This window comes from Enterobacter wuhouensis, assembly GCF_004331265.1.
GTDB lineage: Bacteria > Pseudomonadota > Gammaproteobacteria > Enterobacterales > Enterobacteriaceae > Enterobacter > Enterobacter wuhouensis.
Genome location: NZ_SJOO01000002.1, coordinates 351,412 through 371,203, shown reverse-complemented (window position 1 = coordinate 371,203; position 19,792 = coordinate 351,412). Strand labels below are relative to the sequence as shown.

Annotated in this window: 20 protein-coding genes; 9 read left to right on the top strand and 11 right to left on the bottom strand. The window is 57.9% G+C overall.

Features of this window, described 5'->3' with window-relative positions:
• The first annotated feature begins 69 nt into the window (after nucleotides 1–69).
• Entirely contained in the window at nucleotides 70–267 is a 198-nt protein-coding gene (locus E0L20_RS05815; protein WP_006809671.1) for a YbdD/YjiX family protein, read from the top strand.
• Here E0L20_RS05815 and E0L20_RS05810 read toward each other — a convergent pair.
• The 4 genes from E0L20_RS05810 to E0L20_RS05795 form a co-directional block, all read right to left on the bottom strand.
• Complete coding sequence (locus E0L20_RS05810) at nucleotides 264–668, bottom strand: helix-turn-helix domain-containing protein (protein ID WP_010428455.1); 405 nt, start codon at nucleotides 666–668, stop codon at nucleotides 264–266. The genes E0L20_RS05815 and E0L20_RS05810 overlap by 4 nt on opposite strands.
• Nucleotides 640–945 (bottom strand): type II toxin-antitoxin system RelE family toxin, encoded by a 306-nt coding sequence (locus tag E0L20_RS05805; protein WP_131633116.1) that lies wholly within the window; start codon nucleotides 943–945, stop codon nucleotides 640–642. The genes E0L20_RS05810 and E0L20_RS05805 overlap by 29 nt, the downstream gene beginning before the upstream one ends.
• Nucleotides 946–1,128: 183 nt before the next feature.
• Nucleotides 1,129–1,872 (bottom strand): SDR family NAD(P)-dependent oxidoreductase, encoded by a 744-nt coding sequence (locus tag E0L20_RS05800; RefSeq protein ID WP_131633115.1) that lies wholly within the window; start codon nucleotides 1,870–1,872, stop codon nucleotides 1,129–1,131.
• 57 nt (nucleotides 1,873–1,929) lie between these two features.
• Complete coding sequence (locus E0L20_RS05795; RefSeq protein WP_131633114.1) at nucleotides 1,930–3,018, bottom strand: oxidoreductase; 1,089 nt, start codon at nucleotides 3,016–3,018, stop codon at nucleotides 1,930–1,932.
• A 160-nt stretch (nucleotides 3,019–3,178) separates the two neighbouring features.
• Here E0L20_RS05795 and E0L20_RS05790 point away from each other — a divergent pair, with 160 nt between their 5' ends.
• The 4 genes from E0L20_RS05790 to E0L20_RS05775 all read left to right on the top strand — a co-directional run bounded on the left by E0L20_RS05790 (nucleotide 3,179) and on the right by E0L20_RS05775 (nucleotide 8,088).
• Nucleotides 3,179–4,681: a sugar ABC transporter ATP-binding protein gene (locus E0L20_RS05790; RefSeq protein ID WP_131633113.1), complete on the top strand. Its 1,503-nt coding sequence runs from the start codon at nucleotides 3,179–3,181 to the stop codon at nucleotides 4,679–4,681.
• Nucleotides 4,678–5,673, top strand: coding sequence for an ABC transporter permease (locus E0L20_RS05785; protein WP_131633112.1), 996 nt, complete (start codon nucleotides 4,678–4,680; stop codon nucleotides 5,671–5,673). Before E0L20_RS05790 ends, E0L20_RS05785 begins: the two co-directional genes overlap by 4 nt.
• Before the next feature lie 19 nt (nucleotides 5,674–5,692).
• Nucleotides 5,693–6,757, top strand: coding sequence for a sugar ABC transporter substrate-binding protein (locus E0L20_RS05780; protein ID WP_131633111.1), 1,065 nt, complete (start codon nucleotides 5,693–5,695; stop codon nucleotides 6,755–6,757).
• A gap of 89 nt (nucleotides 6,758–6,846) precedes the next feature.
• Nucleotides 6,847–8,088: an LVIVD repeat-containing protein gene (locus tag E0L20_RS05775; protein WP_207389436.1), complete on the top strand. Its 1,242-nt coding sequence runs from the start codon at nucleotides 6,847–6,849 to the stop codon at nucleotides 8,086–8,088.
• Nucleotides 8,089–8,150: 62 nt separating this feature from the next.
• Here the strand turns inward: E0L20_RS05775 and mtnK are convergent, their stop codons facing one another.
• On the bottom strand, nucleotides 8,151–9,350 hold the full coding sequence (gene mtnK / locus E0L20_RS05770; RefSeq protein WP_131633110.1) for an S-methyl-5-thioribose kinase: 1,200 nt from the start codon (nucleotides 9,348–9,350) through the stop codon (nucleotides 8,151–8,153).
• A 103-nt stretch (nucleotides 9,351–9,453) separates the two neighbouring features.
• Here mtnK and mtnA point away from each other — a divergent pair, with 103 nt between their 5' ends.
• Entirely contained in the window at nucleotides 9,454–10,470 is a 1,017-nt protein-coding gene (gene mtnA, locus E0L20_RS05765; RefSeq protein WP_131633109.1) for an S-methyl-5-thioribose-1-phosphate isomerase, read from the top strand.
• A 339-nt stretch (nucleotides 10,471–10,809) separates the two neighbouring features.
• Here mtnA and E0L20_RS05760 read toward each other — a convergent pair whose 3' ends face one another.
• From E0L20_RS05760 to E0L20_RS05750, 3 genes are read right to left on the bottom strand one after another with little or no spacing between them, the layout of a single operon-like run.
• Nucleotides 10,810–11,352, bottom strand: coding sequence for a 1,2-dihydroxy-3-keto-5-methylthiopentene dioxygenase (locus tag E0L20_RS05760; RefSeq protein ID WP_131633108.1), 543 nt, complete (start codon nucleotides 11,350–11,352; stop codon nucleotides 10,810–10,812).
• A complete protein-coding gene (gene mtnC / locus E0L20_RS05755) occupies nucleotides 11,349–12,038 on the bottom strand; it encodes an acireductone synthase (protein ID WP_131633107.1) in 690 nt (229 codons plus the stop codon). Before mtnC ends, E0L20_RS05760 begins: the two co-directional genes overlap by 4 nt.
• Nucleotides 12,035–12,649: a methylthioribulose 1-phosphate dehydratase gene (locus tag E0L20_RS05750; RefSeq protein WP_131633106.1), complete on the bottom strand. Its 615-nt coding sequence runs from the start codon at nucleotides 12,647–12,649 to the stop codon at nucleotides 12,035–12,037. The genes mtnC and E0L20_RS05750 overlap by 4 nt, the downstream gene beginning before the upstream one ends.
• Nucleotides 12,650–12,771: 122 nt before the next feature.
• On the opposite strand from E0L20_RS05750, the gene E0L20_RS05745 reads away from it, so the two are divergent.
• A complete protein-coding gene (locus E0L20_RS05745; RefSeq protein WP_131633105.1) occupies nucleotides 12,772–13,932 on the top strand; it encodes a pyridoxal phosphate-dependent aminotransferase in 1,161 nt (386 codons plus the stop codon).
• On the opposite strand, the gene E0L20_RS05740 is transcribed toward E0L20_RS05745, so the two are convergent.
• The 3 genes from E0L20_RS05740 to citR all read right to left on the bottom strand — a co-directional run bounded on the left by E0L20_RS05740 (nucleotide 13,933) and on the right by citR (nucleotide 16,833).
• On the bottom strand, nucleotides 13,933–14,559 hold the full coding sequence (locus tag E0L20_RS05740; protein ID WP_131633104.1) for an IbrB-like domain-containing protein: 627 nt from the start codon (nucleotides 14,557–14,559) through the stop codon (nucleotides 13,933–13,935).
• Nucleotides 14,544–15,767, bottom strand: coding sequence for a phosphoadenosine phosphosulfate reductase (locus E0L20_RS05735; RefSeq protein WP_131633103.1), 1,224 nt, complete (start codon nucleotides 15,765–15,767; stop codon nucleotides 14,544–14,546). Before E0L20_RS05735 ends, E0L20_RS05740 begins: the two co-directional genes overlap by 16 nt.
• A gap of 166 nt (nucleotides 15,768–15,933) precedes the next feature.
• Nucleotides 15,934–16,833: a DNA-binding transcriptional repressor CitR gene (gene citR, locus E0L20_RS05730; protein WP_131633102.1), complete on the bottom strand. Its 900-nt coding sequence runs from the start codon at nucleotides 16,831–16,833 to the stop codon at nucleotides 15,934–15,936.
• A gap of 623 nt (nucleotides 16,834–17,456) precedes the next feature.
• On the opposite strand from citR, the gene ahpC reads away from it, so the two are divergent.
• Both ahpC and ahpF read left to right on the top strand, forming a co-directional pair.
• Nucleotides 17,457–18,020: an alkyl hydroperoxide reductase subunit C gene (gene ahpC / locus E0L20_RS05725; RefSeq protein ID WP_010428492.1), complete on the top strand. Its 564-nt coding sequence runs from the start codon at nucleotides 17,457–17,459 to the stop codon at nucleotides 18,018–18,020.
• A gap of 187 nt (nucleotides 18,021–18,207) precedes the next feature.
• Nucleotides 18,208–19,773 carry an alkyl hydroperoxide reductase subunit F gene (gene ahpF, locus E0L20_RS05720; protein ID WP_131633101.1) on the top strand — a complete coding sequence of 522 codons (1,566 nt, stop codon included), beginning with the start codon at nucleotides 18,208–18,210 and terminating at the stop codon, nucleotides 19,771–19,773.
• The last annotated feature ends 19 nt before the right edge of the window (nucleotides 19,774–19,792 follow it).

Sequence of the window (19,792 nt, the reverse complement as noted above, 5' to 3'; positions counted from 1 at the left end):
GTGTTGTAAGTTCCCTCTCCCCTTTGGGGAGAGGGTTAGGGTGAGGGGGAAACAAACGAGAAACTGATTATGTTCGACACCCTTTCCAAAGCAGGTAAGTACCTGGGCCAGGCCGCCAAAATGATGATTGGCGTGCCGGACTACGACAACTACGTCGAGCATATGCGCGTCAACCATCCGGACCAGACGCCCATGACCTACGAAGAATTTTTCCGCGACCGCCAGGACGCCCGCTACGGCGGCAAGGGCGGGGCGAAGTGCTGTTAACCCTCTTTCGGTAAATAGAGGCTGATTTGCTCCTGCTTACAGCCATAAATTGCCGCCAGCTTTTCGCGGGTGCGCTTTTGCGGACGGGAGTCCAGCGCTTCAAGCTGTGATACGGCGGACTGACTGATGCCGAGTTTCTCCGCCACCTCCTGCTGGGACATGCCGCGCAGGATACGCCATGCGGCCTGCAGGCTGACGTTCTGCCAGGTCATGATGCTGCACACTTCTCCGGGCAATTCCACGTCATCCAGACTGTCGTGTTCGACCTCAATATCCTCCAGATCGTCGTCGGTTTCGTCGTCAATTTCTGCCATCTGTAAGAGCATACGAAAATATTCGTGATAGGGAATAACGACGTACTGCGTTTTCCCGTTATCGTCCTTGATTAGCTGTACAGCCATAGTTGGCACTCTCCTCATGCAGGTAAGTCGTTGAAGTTCTGCGCTTGACGGCCAAAACATAACAATGGTCATCGGGATCGCCACGAAGCGTATAGATGATGCGGTAATCGCCTACGCGTAGCCGGAAATGATCTTCTGTCGCCGATATTTTTTTGATATCGGGCCGGGGAGCCGAGCGGTCATCCAGCTCAGCAAGCTTTACCTCAATGCGACGCTGATACCGCTCGTCAATCTTTGAAAACGCCTTCTTTGCACCATTGGACCAGACAATCTTCATCCGTACCTCCACTGTACGCCCACACAAAATATAAGGAAATAATAAGACTATTAGATAAATTCCGAATTTCTTATGGGGTACTGTAGAGCGGAGAAAAAACGGGAGAAAGCGGCAAAACGCAAACCTTCGAGGCTGCTCGGAAACGCCTCTGTCGGGCGACAGAGGCGTGCAGGAAATATGCGATCAGGCGTTCAAACCGCCGTCCACGTCCAGACCGGTTCCGGAGATTTGCCCGGCAAGCGGGCTGGCAAGAAACGTGACCGCAGCCGCGACGTCTTCCGGCTGGCCGTAATGACCCAACGCAATAAGCTGACGCTGAGAGTCAGCCTGTTCGCCGTCTTCCGGGTTCATATCGCTGTTGGTGGGGCCGGGGTGGACCAGGTTAACGGTAATGCCGCGCGGCCCCAGATCGCGTGCCAGACCACGGGTGAGGGAGTTAAGGGCCGATTTGGTCATCGAGTAAACGGCGATACCCGGCTGCGCCACGCGGTTCGCCAGACAGCTGCCGATGTTGATGATGCGCCCGCCGTCGGACATGTGCACCAGCGCTTCCTGAATGGCGATCACCACGCCGCGAATGTTGACGTTGATGAGGGCGTCAATGTCCGCCAGCGTCATGGATTCCAGCGGGCCGCCGCGCGCGATCCCGGCGTTGTTGACCAGAATATCCAGCCCGCCAAGGGAACGCGCCGCATGGGTGACGGCATCCTGAATCGCCTGCGCGCTGGCGCTGTCCGCCTGTACAGCTTCGCTGTGTCGTCCCAGCGCCTTAATCTCCTCGGCGACCGCCTGGGCTTTATCGGCCGATTTTTCATACGTAATAATCACATCCGCACCGGCGCGCGCCAGCGAGAGTGCAATTGCCCGACCCAACCCGCGGCTGGCGCCGGTAACCAGCGCCTTTTTACCTGTTAAATCGATCTGCATGATGACCTCGTTACGAGAGTGGTGAGAATCATCATTAGGTATAGACGGTCGGCGCAATTAACGGCGGAAGGATTCCACCTTCTCAAACGCGGCGCGCAGAACCTCAGGCGTTAACGCAACCGGCAGATAGTGAATCGACTCCACCGGGCGCAGGGTGTGGGCAATGACCTTGTCCAGCGCTTCCCGGTTATTGATGTCGACGTCCAGCTCGCGAAGCGTGGTCGGCAGGTTAAAGCGCTGGTACGCCGCCACCAGCTGCGCCAGCACGTCGTCCTGGCCGAGCAGGGCGCTCTGCACCAGAATGCCGTAGGCTACCTTGGTGCCGTGCAGGTATTTTTCCGTCTGCGGCAGCACGGTCAAGCCGTTGTGCACCGCATGCGCTGCCGCCACGCGCGTATAGCGTTCGCCCAGGCCGCCGACCATCCCGCCACCGGCGATAATCGCATCGACTACATCCCGGAACGCCTGCGTCTGGTCACCGCGCTGCTGGTCGGCCAGCGCCTCTTCGCTGCGCTCCAGCAGCACGTCTCGGATCGCCAGCGCGCCGTTGATGCCCAGCCGCACGGTCAGCGGCAGGTTTTCCGGCTCGGGCGCTAACACAACGGCTTCGTACCACTTCGCCAGCGTATCGCCGATGCCCGCCAACAGATACTCCGCCGGGGCGTTAAGGACGATCTGCGGCTCCACCAGCACCAGGAAGTTGGCGTCGTCGAAAATTTCGAACTGCAGCGCCTGACCGGCATCGTTGTACCAGACGGAGAGCGGCGTCCACGCTGCGCAGGTGGCGGCAATCGTAGGGATGCCCACGAACGGTACCCCTAAGCGGCGCGCCACGGCCTTGACGGTATCCATCACCGCGCCGCCGCCGACGCCAATCACCACGCTGGCGTTGCTGCCGGACTCATTCACCAGATGGGTGACGTCGCGCTCGCTGCAGTGGCCTTTAAACAGCAGATGTTTCGCTCCCGGCGCGTTAAAGCTCTCCGGCAGGAAGGGGCGCGCGCCCTCGATAGCGCGCTCGCCGTAGATCCACACCGCGCGGGATAGCTGGTCCGGGGTGAAGAATTCATTCAGATGCGCAAGGCTGCCTGGATGAGAGAAGTAGTTCGCCGGGCCGGGCACGACGCGAATATCGGTGTTGCTCATGGTGTTGTCCTTTTTTTAGCAAGCGCTAACCCGATGTTATGTCTGGACATCCGGATGGCTAATAATATTTCGCTTTATCTTATGCCTTTTCCGTCGTTGTCAGTCAACCGGAGCTGTGAAAAATTCGATAAATCAGAAGAGTAATGAAGGATTTACGCGGATGGTTTCCAGTCGCCTTGAGATGCGCGGTATCAGCCTGGTCTTTTCCGGCTTTCAGGCGCTGTCGCGCGTGAATTTCACCTTAACCGGCGGATCCGTACATGCGCTGACCGGTGCCAATGGCGCGGGGAAATCGACGCTGATGGCGGTGCTGTGCGGCACGCATGACCACTATGAAGGCGAAATCTGCATTAACAACCAGCCGGTGACGATCCGCGAGCCGCTGGACGCCAAACGGCTGGGCATTCACCTCGTACAGCAGGAGGTGGACGTGGCGCTGATCCCGGGATTAAGCATTGCCGAGAACATCATGCTCGACCAGCTGGCGCAGCCGGGACACCGCTATAGCTGGCGCGCGATCCGCCAGCAGGCGAGACAGGCGCTGGCGCAGCTCGACGTTTCACTCGACGTTCGCCGTTCCATCGACGGCTGTTCGCTGGCCGAAAAGCAGCAGATTTTGCTGGCACGCGCCCTGTCACACCACTGCCGTTTTTTGATTCTTGATGAGCCCACCGCGCCGCTGGACGCGCACGAGAGCGAGCGCCTGTTTGCGGTGGTGAGACGTTTAAAAGAGCAGGGCATCGGCGTGGTGTTTATCTCCCACCGCATTCACGAGCTGAAGGCCATCTGCGACACCTTAACGGTGCTGCGCGACGGCAAGCTGATCGAGTCCGGCCCGATGGCCGATCTTAGCGGCGAAGCGATCGTCGAGAAGATGCTCGGCCACGTGCTGAGCGATATCTATCCGCCCGCGCGACCGCCGCACGGCGACGAAACGCTGCTGCGCGTTGAGGGGCTTCACGACGACGCGCTGCTAAAAGATATCTCCCTGCACCTGCGCAAAGGCGAAATTCTCGGGATTGCCGGGCTGGCGGGGGCGGGGAAAACCGAACTTTGCAAGGCGCTGTTTGGCGCCACCAAAAGCCGCGTGGCGCGCGGCGAGCTGAATCATCAGTCCTGGCAGCCGCGCGATCCGGCCGACTCCGTGCTGCGCGGTCTGGCGCTGGTGCCGGAGGAGCGGCGGAAAGAGGGCATTTTTATCGACGAGCCGGTGAGCATGAACCTTGCCGTGTGCGCCGATAACAGCTTCTCGCGCTGGAGCCTGTTTGGCCATCGTCAGGCGTGGCGCTGGGCGGAAGAGGTGATTGCCCGCGTCGGCGTGCGCGCGCGTGGGCCGGGGCAGGTGCTGCGCCGCCTGTCCGGCGGCAACCAGCAGAAGGTCGCCATCGGTAAATGGCTGCGCAATGACGCCAGCGTGCTGATATTCGACGAGCCGACCAAAGGCGTGGACGTGAAGGCCAAAACCGACCTGTTCCAGCTGATTGACGGCCTGGCGCGCGAGGGCAAAGGGGTGATTTACGCCTCGGGCGAGTTTGCCGAGCTGGTCGGGCTGTGCGACCGCATCTGCGTGCTGTGGGACGGGCGCATCGTGGCGGAAATCGCCGGGGCCGAGGCCCGCGAAGAGACACTACTTTATTATTCAACCGGAGGAACGGCGTCGTGAGCAAGGCCCTTTCAGTGAACGCGGCGGCGTCTGGCCGTCAGCAGATTTTCGATTTTCTCTACAAGTGGGGCATGCTGTTAACCGTCGTCGCGCTGGTGGCCGTCTTTGGCCTGGCGTCGGACAGCTTCCTCGATCCGAACAACATCATCAACATTCTGCGCTCGATTGCCATCGTGACGGTGATTGCCATTGGCGTGTCGATTTCATTGACCATCGGCGGGTTCGATCTCTCTGTCGGATCCACCGCCTCGCTGGCGAACGCGCTGGTGATTTCCCTTTTCGTCTGGCACGGCTTTGGTACCACCGAGTCGATTCTGATTACGCTGGCGCTCTGCACGCTGGTGGGGCTGTTTAACGCCTTCCTGATCGTCATCCTGCGTATTCCGGACATGCTCGCGACCCTTGCCAGCCTGTTTGTGATCCAGGGCGTGGCGATGACCTACAGCTACGGCGGGTCGATTACCGAGAACATGGTGCTGCCGAGCGGCGACATGGCGGAAGGGACCATTCCGGAGGCGTTCAGCCTGCTGGGACAGGTGCCGACCATCGTGATCGTCATGCTAGTGGTGACCGTGCTGGCGCAGCTTGGCCTCTCGCTGACCACGCACGGACGCCGGATGTACGCCATTGGCGGCAACCCGGAAGCGGCGCGCCTCTCCGGCATTCGCACCACGCGCTACAAGGTGGCGGCCTACGTGATTGCCTCGCTGCTGGCGGGCCTGGGCGGGATTTTGCTGGCGTCGCGCATCGGTTCGTCGCAGGTGAATGCGGGCGGCGGATACCTGATGGATGCGGTGGCGGCGGCGTGGATCGGCTTCTCGCTGGCGGGTTCCGGGAAACCGAACGCGCTGGGTACGCTCGTCGGGGCGGTGATCCTCGGCGTGCTGTCGAACGGGCTGGTGATGCTCTCCGTGCCGTATTACGCCATGGACATTATAAAAGGGCTGGTGCTCGCAGTGGCGCTGGCGATGACCTACATACAAAAACGCTGACAACACAACGGGATAAAAAATGAAAAAGATTGCACTCTCTTTGGTGGCACTTGGACTGCTCACGGCTCTGCCAGGCTTCGCGGCTACGCCCGCGCCGGTTCCGGCGGCCATTGCGAACCATGACGGCCCGATCCGCATCGCGGTGATCCGCAACCTCGGCTCGGACGACAACACCACGCAGTTTGTTGCCGGGGCGATTCAGGAAGGGAAAAAGCTCGGCTTTAAGGTCAGCACCTTTTTAAGCAACGGGGATGACGCTAAATTCCAGGACTTCGTGAACCAGGCGATCAGCCAGAAATATGACGGGATTATTCTCTCTCAGGGGCGCGATCCGTACTCCACCGCGCTGGTGAAGAAGGCGGTGGATGCCGGTATTAAAGTCGCGGTCTTTGATACCGCCGTTAACGGCGAGATCCCGGGCGTGACCGTCACCCAGCAGGACGATGCCTCCCTGACGAACCTCTCCTTCGGCCAGCTGGCGAAAGATTTCAACGGCAAGGCCAATATCGTCAAGCTGTGGGTCGCGGGCTTCCCGCCGATGGAGCGCCGTCAGGCAGCCTATAAAGAGCTGCAAAAGCAGTATCCGGACATCAAAGAGCTGGAGTCCATCGGTGCCGTCTCCTCTGACGTGCAGGGCGATACCGCCAACAAGGTGGGTGCGATCCTCGCGAAATACCCGAAAGGCAAAATCGACGCCATCTGGGGCACCTGGGACGCCTTCAGCCAGGGCGCGTATAAGGCGCTGAAGGAGAACGGCCGCACCGAGATCAAGCTCTACAGCATCGACATCTCCAACCAGGATCTGCAGCTGATGCGCGAACCGGGCAGTTCGTGGAAGGTGAGCGTGGCGGTGGATCCGAAGCTGATTGGCGCGACGAACGTGCGTCTGGTGGCGAACAAGATTGCCGGGGAAGCGACGCCTGCAACCTACGATTTTAAAGCGGCCGCCATTCCGCAGGCGCTGCTGACCGCCCAGCCGGGGCCGGTGAACGTGGCGTCTCTGGGAAAAATCATTCCTGGCTGGGGCCAGACGGAAGATTTTATCGCGCCGTGGTTTGCGACGCTGGAAGCGAAAAACAAGTAAAACCAAGCCGGGTGGCGTCAGGTGCGGCCTGATGCCCTCACCCCGGCCCTCTCCCTTTGGGAGAGGGGGAAAACCAACAGGAGCTCAAGGTGACTTCTTTACCCCCTCCAGAATACAGCCGCAATATGCGGCTGATTGGCCATAGCGACCAGGGCGGTCGTCCGGACGGCGTGCAGCTGATGGTGCACCGCGGCTTCGCGTATATCGGCCATATGGTGTCGCAGGGCTTTTCGATTGTCGACGTGCGCGACCCGAAGAACCCAAAGGCCGCAGGCTACGTGCCCGCGCCGCCCGGCACCTGGAACGTGCACCTGCAGGCGCATGACGACCTGCTGCTGGTGATTAACGCCCGGGATCTGTTTGCCGATGCCCGCTTTGCCGACGAGAAGGTGTACTACACCCGCCAGGTGGGGGAGACCGTCAGCGACGTGCAGGACAAAGGCTGGAGCGCCGGGCTGCGCGTGTTTGATATCTCCACGCCGGACAGGCCGCGCGAAATCGGCTTTCTGTCGCTGAGCGGCATCGGCATTCACCGCATCTGGTACGTCGGTGGCCGCTGGGCCTACGTTTCAGCGCTGATCGACGGCTTTACCGACTACATCTTCCTGACCATCGATCTTGCGGACCCGCGCAAGCCCGAAGTGGCGGGGCGCTGGTGGCTGCCGGGGATGAACCAGGCAGAAGGGGAGAGGCCGAACTGGCCGGAAGGGAAACGCTACGCGCTGCACCACGCGATTATCGCTGGCGATACCGCCTACGGCAGCTGGCGCGACGGCGGCCTGACGCTGCTGGACGTGAAGGACCGCACCCGGCCGAAGCTCATTAGCCACCGCAACTGGAGCCCGCCGTTTGGCGGCGGGACGCACACCGCGCTGCCGCTGCCGGACCGCGATTTGCTGGTGGTGCTGGACGAAGCGGTGCTGGATAACCAGGAGGACGGCGAGAAGCTCATCTGGCTGTTTGATATCCGCGAGCCGTCGAACCCGGTGAGCATCTCGACCTTCCCGCAGCCGGATGAAACCGACTACGTGGCGAAAGGGGCGCATTTCGGCCCGCACAACCTGCATGAGAATCGGCCGGGGAGCTTCGTCAGCTCGACGCTAATTTTTGCGACCTATCAGAACGCGGGCGTTCGCGCGTATGACATTTCCAATCCGTATCGACCGGTGGAAACGGGGGCGCTGGTGCCCGCCGCGCCGGAGAGAATGATGGACACGCGGCCGAATCGCCCTCAGGTGATCCAGTCGTGCGACGTGTTTGTGGATGCGCAGGGGATTATTTACAGCACGGATTATAACGGCGGATTGTCGGTGATTGAGTATTTGGGGTAAGTGCGGTTTGGTGCCCTCACCCCGACCCTCTCCCACAGGGAGAGGGAGAAAACCAAATGCACTCAGCTGTACTGTCGCACTCGTGCCACCAGCTCTTCCGCGCTGTCGATGCGGTCGGCAATGACGATCAGCGCTTTACCGAGCGTTATCGCATGGCGCAGGCATGCGTGGCGCATCGCCTCGTCCTGAATGGTGTCGATATCCGCCACGTGGGAAAGCCCGACGCTGCGGCGAATCAGCTCGGTGCCGCAGAACCCGATGGCGTCATGCCAGACCTTTTTCAGGAACGCGGAGGCATAGCCCGGTGCGTTAAGCGCGGCGTCGCGGGCTTTTTCGTTTGCCAGCGCCTGGAAGCGTTCCGCGAAGGTGTTCCAGAGTTCTTGAATATCGGTCAGGCGCTGCTCGCGCGCGGCGGCGGCATCGCGAATGCCCAGATGCCCCGGCAGGCCGCAGAAGTTCAGCAGCAGGTTGCCGATGGCGGTGCCGAGGTCAAAGCCAATCGGCCCGAAATAGCCGAACTCGGCGTCGATGGCCTTCAGGCTGCCGTCGGCCACAAAAATCGACCCGCTGTGAATATCGCCGTGCAGCAGGGCTTCAGCCTGAGAAAAGAAACGGTGCTTCAGAGAGGCTACGGCAATTTTTAGCTGGGCGTCGTCGCGCAGGGCCGCTACGTCATTTTCCAGCTCGGCCGGGTAGCTGTTGCGCTCGTGGATCTGATACGGATCGTTGAAGAACAGATCTTCGGTGATCTCGCACATCTCCGGGTTGATGAATTTCGCCACCTGCGCTTTTTTCTCGTGCGGGTGCAGGTAGAAATCGCTGGTGTGGAACAGCGCGTGCGCGAGGTATTCGCCCAGCTGCTGCGCCGCCTGCGGGTAGTAAATGTTGTTGATCAGCTCGCCGCGCCAGATGCGATGGCTGGAGAGATCTTCCATCACCATTACCGCCAGTTCCGGGTCGAAGTGGTGAATTTTCACGGTGTGCTGCGGGCTGTGCCGGTAGTGCTCGACCAGCGTTTGCGCCTCAAGACGGGCGCGGTCCAGCGTCAGCGGCCAGGACTCCCCGACGCAGCGCACGTAGGGCAGCGCCTGCTTGACGATGATGCGGCTCACGCCCGCGCCGTCGAAAATTTTAAAGACCAGATTGAGGTTGCCGTCGCCTACCTCCTGCGCCTCCACCAGCGATGATGGGTCATCAAGGCCGCCAAACTGCCTGGCATACTCCACGGCGTCCTGAGCGGTAAAGGTACGGTATTGCGACATGGCCTGTTCCTCACGGTTTGCTAATAAAGACATGTAGACGTCTATACATCTGGATTTCATCCTGACACAATGTGCTACAACAACGCAACAGGGAATTAACGACATGCAGACATTACAGACGACCAGCCTGCGGGTGGCGAATAATCAGCTCTTTATTCTCGACCAGCAGGCGCTTCCGCAGGAGAAGCACTGGCTGGATGCTTCGACGGTCGAGGCGCTGGTTGGGCACATTCATGCCCTGCGGGTGCGCGGCGCGCCGCTGATTGGTCTTTCTGCAAGCCTGCTGCTGGCGCTGCTGGCGGAAAACGGCAAAAGCCGCGACGAGCTGGCGGCGGCGCTGGACACCCTGCGCGCGTCCCGCCCGACGGCGGTGAACCTGATGAACAATCTCGACCGCATGAAGATTGCGCTGTGGCAGGAAGAGTATGTTCCGGCGCTGGTGGCCGAAGCGCTGCGGCTGATTGACGAAGACAAACGGCTTTGCGACGCGATTGCGAAAGCCGGCAGCGCGCTGGTGAAGCCCGGCAGCCGCCTGCTGACCCACTGCAACACCGGCGGGCTGGCAACGGCGGGCGTCGGCACCGCATTGGGCGTAATTGCCCGCGCGCATCAGGACGGTAACGTCAGCAGCGTCTGGGTGGATGAAACCCGTCCGCTGCTGCAGGGTGGCAGACTGACTGCGTGGGAGCTTGGCGAGCTGGGCGTGCCGTATCGGCTGATTACCGATTCCATGGCCGCCAGCCTGATGGCGAAAGGGCTGGTGGACGCCGTGTGGGTGGGCGCAGACCGCATTGCCGCCAACGGCGACGTGGCGAACAAGATCGGCACCTATTCTCTGGCGGTGCTGGCGAAATTCCACGGCATTCCGTTCTATGTGGCTGCCCCGCAAACGACCCTCGATCCGGACTGCCCGAACGGTGACGCGATCCCGATTGAACAGCGCGCCGCCAGCGAGGTGACGGGCGTAGCCGGAAGCTTTGGCGCGGTGCAGTGGGCGCCGGAAAACGCGCAGGTCTATAACCCGGCGTTCGACGTCACGCCTGCCTCGCTGATTAGCGGCTGGGTGCTGGATACGGGCGTGGTTACGCCGGAAGCGGTGGCGGAAGGGAAATTCGCCTGAGTCCGGCTATCCTTTAAGGGGTTCCCCTGAGAGGACAACATCGTGACGCTCGATCCTGAAACAGACTTAAAACTGGAGCGCGTGGTGAGGTATGTGAAGCCTCTTCAACCCCCTCTCCCTTAAGGGAGAGGGCTGGGGTGAGGGGGAGAATTCATTGATCAAGTCGAAGACAGATTTCTCTTTTTGGTATTCCTCATCTGGCAAGGTTGGTTGGAGCTGATGTACAGAGGATTATCGCCAGCATTTAATCAAGGTTGGAAAAGGAAATACCAACACGCTGTTTCCCCTCACCCTAACCCTCTCCCCGGAGGGGCGAGGGGACTGTTCAGTGCTGGCTCATCAAGCGAGGCGCGGATACGCATCCGCGATCGCATCGCCCGTAAACTGCGCCACCCAGCCTTCCGGGTTATCGAAAATACGAATGGCGGTAAAGTTCGGCTCTGAGCCCATATCAAACCAGTGCGGCGTGCCCGCTGGAACGGAAATCAGGTCGTTTTTCTCGCACAGCACCTGATACACCTCGTCGCCAATGTGCAGGCAGAACAGCCCTGCGCCTTCTACGAAGAAGCGTACTTCGTCTTCGCCGTGGGTGTGTTCGTTCAGGAACTTCGCGCGCAGCGCCTCTTTCTGCGGGTTGTCGGCGCGCAGGCTAATCACGTCCCAGCTCTGATAGCCTTTCTCCGCCACCAGCTTGTCGATCGCGTGCTGATACGCCTCGATCACGGCTTCGGGCGCGGGATCGTGTCCTAAATCGCGATCGGCAGCCCAGCGTTCAAACCGCACGCCTTTAGCGTTGAGCTGCTGGGCGATCTCGGCGGCGTCGGTGCTGTGCCACTGGTGTTGAATGGCGTCTTTATCGGAATAAATGGTCAATGCGCTCATGAAGGGATCTGCTCCGGATTAATCTCGTCAAACTGGTGGACCTGGTGGTGATGGCTTGCGCCGTCATCATCGCCGCGAATCAGCTGCAGGGTGCGAAAGCCTGCCCGTTCAGCCGCGTCCAGCTCCTGATGAATATCGGACAGGAACAGGATCTGCGACGGGGCGATGCCCGTATGCGCCGCAATGTTCTGATAAGACTGCACCTCGCGCTTGGCGCCGATGTGGGTATCAAAATAGCCGCTGAACAGATGAGTAATATCACCTTCGTCGCTGTAGCCAAATAACAGTTTCTGCGCGGCGACGGAGCCAGAGGAATAAACATAGAGATCAATCCCTTGCGCCTTCCATTTTTCCAGCGCAGGCAGCACGTCCGGGTAGAGGTGGCCGGTAAAGTCGCCGTTAACGTAGCCGTCTTGCCAGACGATCCCCTGCAGGGCTTTCAGCGCCGTCGATTTGCGGTCTTCATCCATAAAGGCAAACAGGGCGTCGGTAAGCTCGCCTGCACCGGCGTGCGGGTTGCCGATTTCATCACGCAGGTTGTCCAGAATGGATTTCACCGGCTCGGCGTACTGCTGCGCGGTCACGAAGGCCGCCAGCCGCTCGCGCGCGTAGGGGAACAAAACATCATGGACAAAACGGATATCGCTGGTGGTCCCTTCAATATCCGTCACAATCGCGCGAATCATACTCTCTCCAGTTGTCGTAAACGCATTTCGCACTCAAATAAGAATTCGAGTCCTTCCAGATGACGGCGCGCCTCGGCCACGTCGCGTCCCCAGCAGGTTAAGCCATGACCGCGCAGAAGAAAACCATAATTAAGCGGGCGTTCCTGGGCGTAATGGGCGATCCGCAAGGCGAGGGCGTCAATGTCCTGGTCATTATCAAAGACCGGGATAGCCACCGTATCCAGATGCGTGGTCTGCCCGGTGAGGGATTTTTGCATTTCAAAGCCGCTGATGCTGAGCTCGGCTTCTTTCACCAGACGCGACAGCACCGTGGCGTTGACGGTATGCACGTGCAGGACGGCGTTGGCCTCCGGGAACAGGCGATAAATAAGGGTGTGTAGCCCCGTTTCGGCTGATGGCTTACGACCAGACGGCGCGCGGTTGGTGGCAATCTCCACCTGCAGAAAATCCTCCGTCGTCAGGCTGCCCTTGTCTTTGCCGGATTCGCTGAGCCAGCACAGGCGTTCGTCCTGACGCACCGACATGTTGCCGCCGGTGGCGGGGGCCCAGCCTTTGGCGCCAATCCAGCGGCAGGCGTCGACCAGATGTGTGAGTTGCAGGTTGTCTGTCATTTCCTTTTACCCTCGCGGCCAGGAATATTTATATGGTATAGACGTCTAAGCGTCTTGATTGCCAAAGACTAACATCGTGTTATAGTGTCAGCAACATAAGTATTACAAGCAGGCACCGCACAATGAGCAATAACGCATTGATTCCGCAGAGTAAACTTCCCAATCTTGGCACCACTATCTTCACGCAGATGAGCGCCCTGGCGCAGCAGCACAACGCCATTAACCTTTCGCAGGGATTCCCGGATTTCGACGGCCCGACCTATCTGCAGGAGCGTCTGGCGTACCACGTGGCGCAGGGGGCAAACCAGTACGCGCCGATGACGGGCGTGCAGGCGCTGCGTGAAGCCATTGCGGATAAAACGGCGGAGCTGTATGGCTTCAAGCCCGATGCGAACAGCGACATCACGGTGACGGCAGGCGCAACCGAAGCGCTGTATGCGGCGATAACCGCGCTGGTGCGTGCGGGGGATGAAGTCATCTGCTTTGACCCGAGCTACGACAGCTACGCGCCTGCGGTTGAACTTTCCGGCGGCGTGGTGAAGCGCGTGGCGCTCCAGCCGCCGCATTTCCGCCCGGACTGGCAGGCGTTCGCCGCGCTGCTGAGCGACAAAACCCGGCTGGTGATCCTGAACACGCCGCACAACCCGTCGGCAACGGTGTGGCAGAAAGCCGATTTCGCCGCGCTGTGGCAGGCGATTGCCGAACGTGAAATTTACGTGCTGAGCGATGAAGTCTACGAGCACATCTGCTTTGCAGAGGAAGGCCACGCCAGCGTGCTGGCCCATCCGCAGCTTCGCGAGCGCGCGGTTGCAGTGTCGTCGTTCGGTAAGACCTATCATATGACCGGCTGGAAAGTGGGCTACTGCGTGGCACCGGCCGCCATCAGCGCCGAGCTTCGCAAGGTGCATCAGTACCTGACCTTTGCCGTGAACACGCCTGCCCAGCTGGCGCTGGCGGATATGCTGCGCGCCGAGCCGGAGCACTACCGCGAGCTGCCGGACTTCTATCGAAAACGCCGGGATCTGTTTGTGAACGCGCTGAGCAAAAGCCGCCTGGAGATTTTACCCTGTGAAGGAACCTACTTCCTGCTGGCCGACTACAGCGCGATTTCCGATCTGGACGACGTCAGCTTCTGCCAGTGGCTGACAAAAGAGGTGGGCGTGGCCGCCATTCCGCTGTCGGTGTTCTGCGCCGATCCCTTCCCGCACAGGCTGATTCGCCTGTGCTTTGCGAAGCAGGAATCGACGCTGCTGGCGGCGGCCGAGCGTCTGAATACGCTCTGATTATTTTACCGTCCAGGCTTCTGAGTAACGACGGTCTGCAAACAGCTCCAGTAGGCCGTTAATCTGCTTGAGGCGCAGCACCTCGTCGCTATCCATCCCAAGCTCTTTGCCTATCTTCTCGTTGTCCCAGCCGAGCTGCACCAGTTCGCGTACGATCTCAGACATGGCGTTGATCTGATGCCGCCCGCGCGCGCGGTTGTGGCGAATGGTAGCGGCCATGCGGTTATGTTTATCCTGCCGATCCCGGCGCAGACAGGTGACGGGCAAATACCCTTTGAGCTGGCGCTTTAATACCGCACGGTTCGAGCCGATTTCATGCCGGTGAAAACCATCCACGATTTCGTAATGATGCGGTTCGCTTTCGGTCACTACAATGGGCTGAGTGAACCCATCTAGCTCCAGCGACTTGCTCAGCAGCCGTTTTTCCGGCGGCGCCACCGTATTGGGGTTGTAATCGTTGGCCGTAATATCATCTTGTTTGATCCACATTACGCAGTCGATAGGCTGATCGCGGAAAGGGCTGTTTTCATGTATCGCCTCGCGAAACGCATTAATGGCGTCAATTCGCTCATCCTCAGGAAGAGACTGAAGATAGCTTTGTATCTCGGTGATTAGTCGTTGTCGCATAAAATTCCCCACTCCTTGCGTTTTGTTTTCACCCGCTCGCTGTAGCGCTGATAGTGTTTAGGCTTATTTGGGCTGAACGAAAGCGCCCGACACCAGTAGTCGTTATTGAGTAAAACCTTACAAATACGTCGCCAGGAGGGGATATCTTTTGAACCGATGTCGCCTTCCTGCGTATCAGGAATGTCTGACATCCCCTTTTTTTGATACCAGTGAAGATAAATCGCGATTTTATTGCGGTAATGCTCAGCCGTATTTTGCGGCATGCTGTCGAGGAGCAGGAGGGCATATTCACGCCAGCACAGGTGGTTAGGTTTCAGGATTTTCCTGTGACCATAAAAATGATTATCGTGACCGGCATAAATACCGCCGCTGCGCACGCCGCTGACGCGTTGACACATGGCGGCCCAGCGCTCGGGCTCCACGACGTGATAGAGCCACAGCCCCTGGCGCTGCTCCGGGCCAAAAGGTTCACAAATTCGCATATAGCGCGGGGGCACCCCGGCCTGGTACATCAGGTCGTAGAGCGGGTTATAGCATCGGCCCGTTTTGGCAAACCAGGTCCAGATATCGGCGGTTTTCCAGTCGTACAGCGGGTAGATATACCAGGCATGTCCGCCGGGCGCGACGGTGGTCCAGGGCTTGTCATCTGAAAACCGCTGCTTGCGCGCGCAAGCGATAGCCAGAAAGCGGTTGTACGACTCGTCGGCACGGATGCCAACCAGCACGGCCGCGGGGCGATTGCAGGAAAACCAGTCGGAAAAGCAGCGAACGAAATCCTCAAAGCTCATGCCCGTCTGGTAGAAGGGGAAGAAGGCGGGATCGGTTATTGCCTCTTCCGGGGGAGGGCGTACCCATTCGGTGTTTGGCTCCCAGCATTGCCATTCCGGCTGGAATTGCGAGAGCGAGTTCTGCGTCGTCAGGGGGAGCGCCACCCACCAGAAGTGGTCTATGACATCAGCGTAAAGCGTACGCATACGCTCAACGTGCGAAATGGTGTAGGAAAATTGCGCTTCCCAGTCGATGAATAAGACGTCTATTTTCCGTTTCATCCTGCGTGCCTGCAGTGCCGTAAGATGGAGCATGACGGTAGAATCTTTCCCGCCTGAAAATGAGACGCAGACCCGGGATAAATTATCCAGAGTCCAGGCTATTCGTTCCTCAGCAGCGAGGACGACATTTTGATTGAGGGGATACTTGTAAATTGACATGATCGCTCTCTTCCTGAGTAAATAAGACCATACAACACTGTCAATATTAGGGAGAGGATAATTTCAGTCAATAAATAATCTCAATTAAGATGTTAGATTTTATATATTACTATGGTGAATGAATCAAATATCCTGGCCCCGAAAGTGAGGGGCGCCAGGGTAAATGTCAGGGTAAGGTTATTTCTTCAATAAAGCTCGAGAATGCCGAACTGTTTAATGCGGAGCGGTTATACATCATATAAATATCTATGCTGGGAAACTGTATATCCGTTTCTATTTTCCGAAGATTCAGCGCTGCGCCGTATTGTTCAAAGGCGGGAACGGGCGCTAAACCGAGAAGATCGGTTGAGCTGATCATCGTCAGGAGCGAAATAAAGGAGTCGCTGCGAAAGATAATATTTCTTTCAGGTAAAGCGTGGGCGGCTTTATCCTGATAGTTCTTTACGCTCGTTTCGTTGCTGAGATAGGCGGTGAAATGCTCATTCAGGATCGCTTCACGCGTAGGGTTTTGGCCGATGCGCGGGTGATCTTCCCGGCACAGCAGGGCGAAAGGCAGCTTATGGAACAGGCTGCAGGCGATGGAACGGCTGTTCAGCGGCAAAAAAGAGAAGACCAGGTCGGCTTTTCGGTAGGCCAGGAGATCCTCGGCGGAATCGGGTGAGAGCAAAACATCATGTAATTCAATTTCATAGTTGTATTTTTTCATGAGCAGCAGCATCGGCCCGAGCATGATTTTTGTGCTCATAAACTGCGGACAGTAAATCACAAAATTCTTTTTAAGCCCGCTGCTGTGCATGATATTGATGGTCTGCTCAAGCTGGTTAAGGTTCTGTTCCAGATGCTGATGCAGGTTAACGCCCACGGTGGTGGGGGTAATCCCTTTTCCTGAGCGAATAAACAGGGGATCGTTAAGCTGACCGCGCAACCGCTGGAGTGACTGGCTCACGGCAGAGGGGGTGATATACAGAGTTTCGGCGGCCTTACTGATGCTAAGATGCTGATAGATGCACTCGAAAATGACCAACAGATTGAGATCGAATTTTTTAAGGTCGTAGAGGTTTGCCATGTTTCGTCCTGAGGATGCCGTGTTTGCTGTGGTTATCACATCACTGATAACTATAGATTGAAGTTAACCATTTACAATCCCTGTGGTTAACTCACTTAATTTTAGTTTTAAGTCACCTTAATATATCACGCTATCAAATTAATGAAACAAAACTTCAAGGGTGATTAAGATAATTTTATCTGTGAATAGGGAGTGAATTAATTGAATGACAATTGGCATTTATATAAGGTGAGTGATTCATCACGGAACTATATTTATAACAATCTGAGAACATGTTCGATCAAACCTATCACAGCCATAGGCAGGACTATCTCTCTTATGGATTGCTCATTGCCCGCGTGAATGGTGTAATCAAAACGCTGTTACCGCCTTGATATAAAGGGTTGTAGAGCGCAACGCAACGCCAGCGTCGGCTGGCACTGAATGTACCTGTGGGGAATTCAGGTATCAGGGCCGCCCGTTGAGGCGGCCTTTTTACTTTCTGGTTCCCTTTAATAAGGTTCATCTTGCTGTCTTGTTAAAGTTGTAAGGTTTGGCTGATTGATTTGATAAAGCATACGCATTAGCCCCGATGAAAAAAGTTGGTTACCTTACATCTCAACGAAAACACGGAGGAAGTACAGATGTCTTTGATTAACACTAAAATTAAACCTTTCAAAAACCAGGCGTTCAAAAACGGTGAATTCATCGAAGTTACCGAGAAAGATACCGAAGGCCGCTGGAGCGTCTTCTTCTTCTATCCGGCTGACTTCACCTTCGTTTGCCCGACCGAACTGGGCGACGTGGCTGACCATTACGATGAACTGCAGAAGCTGGGCGTAGACGTTTACTCTGTCTCTACCGATACCCACTTCACCCATAAAGCATGGCACGGCAGCTCTGAAACCATCGCGAAAATCAAATACGCGATGATCGGTGACCCGACTGGCGCCCTGACCCGTAACTTCGAAAATATGCGTGAAGATGAAGGTCTGGCAGACCGTGCGACCTTCGTTGTTGACCCGCAGGGCATTATCCAGGCTATCGAAGTTACCGCTGAAGGTATCGGCCGTGACGCATCTGACCTGCTGCGTAAAGTGAAAGCCGCTCAGTACGTGGCTTCTCACCCAGGCGAAGTGTGCCCGGCGAAATGGAAAGAAGGCGAAGCGACGCTGGCTCCATCCCTGGACCTGGTCGGCAAGATCTAAGTCTGCAAAGCCTGGCGGCGCTGCGCTTGCACAGGCCTACCGTATCGTAGGCCGGGTAAACGACGTGCCACCCGGCAATCAATGGGCGCACCCGCGCCCATTTCATTCCAGCACCATGATGCAAGTTGCATTCAGGCCGCCCGCATAAGGCAGCTTGCATGATGACGTCTTAAGAGAGGGAAGAACAATGCTCGACACAAATATGAAAACCCAGCTCAAGGCCTACCTTGAGAAACTGACCAAACCCGTTGAGCTGATTGCCACGCTGGATGACAGCGCAAAATCGGCAGAGATCAAGGAACTGCTGGCGGAGATCGCCGAGCTGTCGCCGAAAGTGACCTTCAAGGAAGACAATACTCTGGCGGTGCGCAAGCCTTCTTTCCTGATTACTAACCCAGGCTCTGACCAGGGGCCGCGCTTTGCCGGTTCTCCGCTGGGTCACGAATTTACCTCGCTGGTGCTGGCGCTGCTGTGGACCGGCGGGCATCCGTCGAAGGAAGCCCAGGCGCTGCTGGAGCAGATCCGCGATATCGACGGCGATTTTGAGTTTGAAACCTATTACTCGCTCTCCTGCCACAACTGCCCGGACGTGGTGCAGGCGCTGAACCTGATGTCAGTCCTGAACCCGCGCATTAAGCACACGGCGATTGACGGCGGCACCTTCCAGAACGAAATCACCGATCGCAACGTGATGGGCGTACCGGCGGTCTACATGAACGGCAAAGAGTTCGGCCAGGGCCGCATGACGCTGACCGAAATCGTTGCCAAAGTGGATACCGGCGCAGAAAAACGCGCGGCGGAAGAGCTGAACAAACGCGATGCTTACGACGTGCTGATCGTCGGTTCCGGCCCGGCGGGCGCGGCGGCGGCGGTTTACTCCGCGCGTAAGGGCATTCGTACCGGCCTGATGGGCGAACGCTTTGGCGGCCAGGTGCTGGATACCGTGGACATCGAAAACTACATCTCCGTGCCGAAAACCGAAGGCCAGAAGCTGGCCGGCGCCCTGAAGGCGCACGTTAGCGACTATGAAGTTGACGTCATCGACAGCCAGAGCGCGAGCAAACTGGTTCCGGCTGCGGTTGAAGGCGGTTTACACCAGATTGAAACCGCGTCCGGCGCGGTGCTGAAAGCGCGCAGTATTATCATTGCGACCGGCGCGAAATGGCGCAACATGAACGTGCCGGGTGAAGATCAGTATCGCACCAAAGGCGTAACCTACTGCCCGCACTGCGACGGCCCGCTGTTCAAAGGCAAGCGCGTGGCGGTGATCGGCGGCGGTAACTCCGGCGTGGAAGCGGCTATCGACCTGGCGGGTATCGTTGAACACGTGACCCTGCTGGAATTCGCACCTGAAATGAAGGCCGACCAGGTTCTGCAGGATAAGGTTCGCAGCCTGAAAAACGTCGATATCGTGCTGAATGCGCAGACCACGGAAGTGAAGGGCGACGGCAGCAAAGTGACCGGTCTGGAATACCGCGACCGCGTAACGGGTGATGTTCACAGCGTGGCGCTGGCGGGGATCTTCGTGCAGATTGGTCTGCTGCCAAACACAACCTGGCTGGAAGGCGCGATTGAGCGCAACCGCATGGGCGAAATCATCATCGATGCCAAATGCGAAACCAGCGTGAAGGGCGTGTTTGCGGCGGGTGACTGTACGACCGTGCCTTACAAACAGATCATCATCGCGACCGGTGAAGGTGCGAAGGCATCACTGAGTTCGTTTGACTACCTGATTCGCACCAAAACAGCATAATAAAAGAAAGTAAGACTAC

Coding starts and splice junctions, on each gene's coding strand:
- E0L20_RS05815 (WP_006809671.1), top strand. CDS start 70: ATGTTCGACACCCTTTCCAAAGCAGGTAAGTACCTGGGCCAGGCCGCC.
- E0L20_RS05810 (WP_010428455.1), bottom strand. CDS start 668: ATGGCTGTACAGCTAATCAAGGACGATAACGGGAAAACGCAGTACGTC.
- E0L20_RS05805 (WP_131633116.1), bottom strand. CDS start 945: ATGAAGATTGTCTGGTCCAATGGTGCAAAGAAGGCGTTTTCAAAGATT.
- E0L20_RS05800 (WP_131633115.1), bottom strand. CDS start 1,872: ATGCAGATCGATTTAACAGGTAAAAAGGCGCTGGTTACCGGCGCCAGC.
- E0L20_RS05795 (WP_131633114.1), bottom strand. CDS start 3,018: ATGAGCAACACCGATATTCGCGTCGTGCCCGGCCCGGCGAACTACTTC.
- E0L20_RS05790 (WP_131633113.1), top strand. CDS start 3,179: ATGGTTTCCAGTCGCCTTGAGATGCGCGGTATCAGCCTGGTCTTTTCC.
- E0L20_RS05780 (WP_131633111.1), top strand. CDS start 5,693: ATGAAAAAGATTGCACTCTCTTTGGTGGCACTTGGACTGCTCACGGCT.
- mtnK (WP_131633110.1), bottom strand. CDS start 9,350: ATGTCGCAATACCGTACCTTTACCGCTCAGGACGCCGTGGAGTATGCC.
- mtnA (WP_131633109.1), top strand. CDS start 9,454: ATGCAGACATTACAGACGACCAGCCTGCGGGTGGCGAATAATCAGCTC.
- E0L20_RS05760 (WP_131633108.1), bottom strand. CDS start 11,352: ATGAGCGCATTGACCATTTATTCCGATAAAGACGCCATTCAACACCAG.
- mtnC (WP_131633107.1), bottom strand. CDS start 12,038: ATGATTCGCGCGATTGTGACGGATATTGAAGGGACCACCAGCGATATC.
- E0L20_RS05750 (WP_131633106.1), bottom strand. CDS start 12,649: ATGACAGACAACCTGCAACTCACACATCTGGTCGACGCCTGCCGCTGG.
- E0L20_RS05745 (WP_131633105.1), top strand. CDS start 12,772: ATGAGCAATAACGCATTGATTCCGCAGAGTAAACTTCCCAATCTTGGC.
- E0L20_RS05740 (WP_131633104.1), bottom strand. CDS start 14,559: ATGCGACAACGACTAATCACCGAGATACAAAGCTATCTTCAGTCTCTT.
- E0L20_RS05735 (WP_131633103.1), bottom strand. CDS start 15,767: ATGTCAATTTACAAGTATCCCCTCAATCAAAATGTCGTCCTCGCTGCT.
- citR (WP_131633102.1), bottom strand. CDS start 16,833: ATGGCAAACCTCTACGACCTTAAAAAATTCGATCTCAATCTGTTGGTC.
- ahpC (WP_010428492.1), top strand. CDS start 17,457: ATGTCTTTGATTAACACTAAAATTAAACCTTTCAAAAACCAGGCGTTC.
- ahpF (WP_131633101.1), top strand. CDS start 18,208: ATGCTCGACACAAATATGAAAACCCAGCTCAAGGCCTACCTTGAGAAA.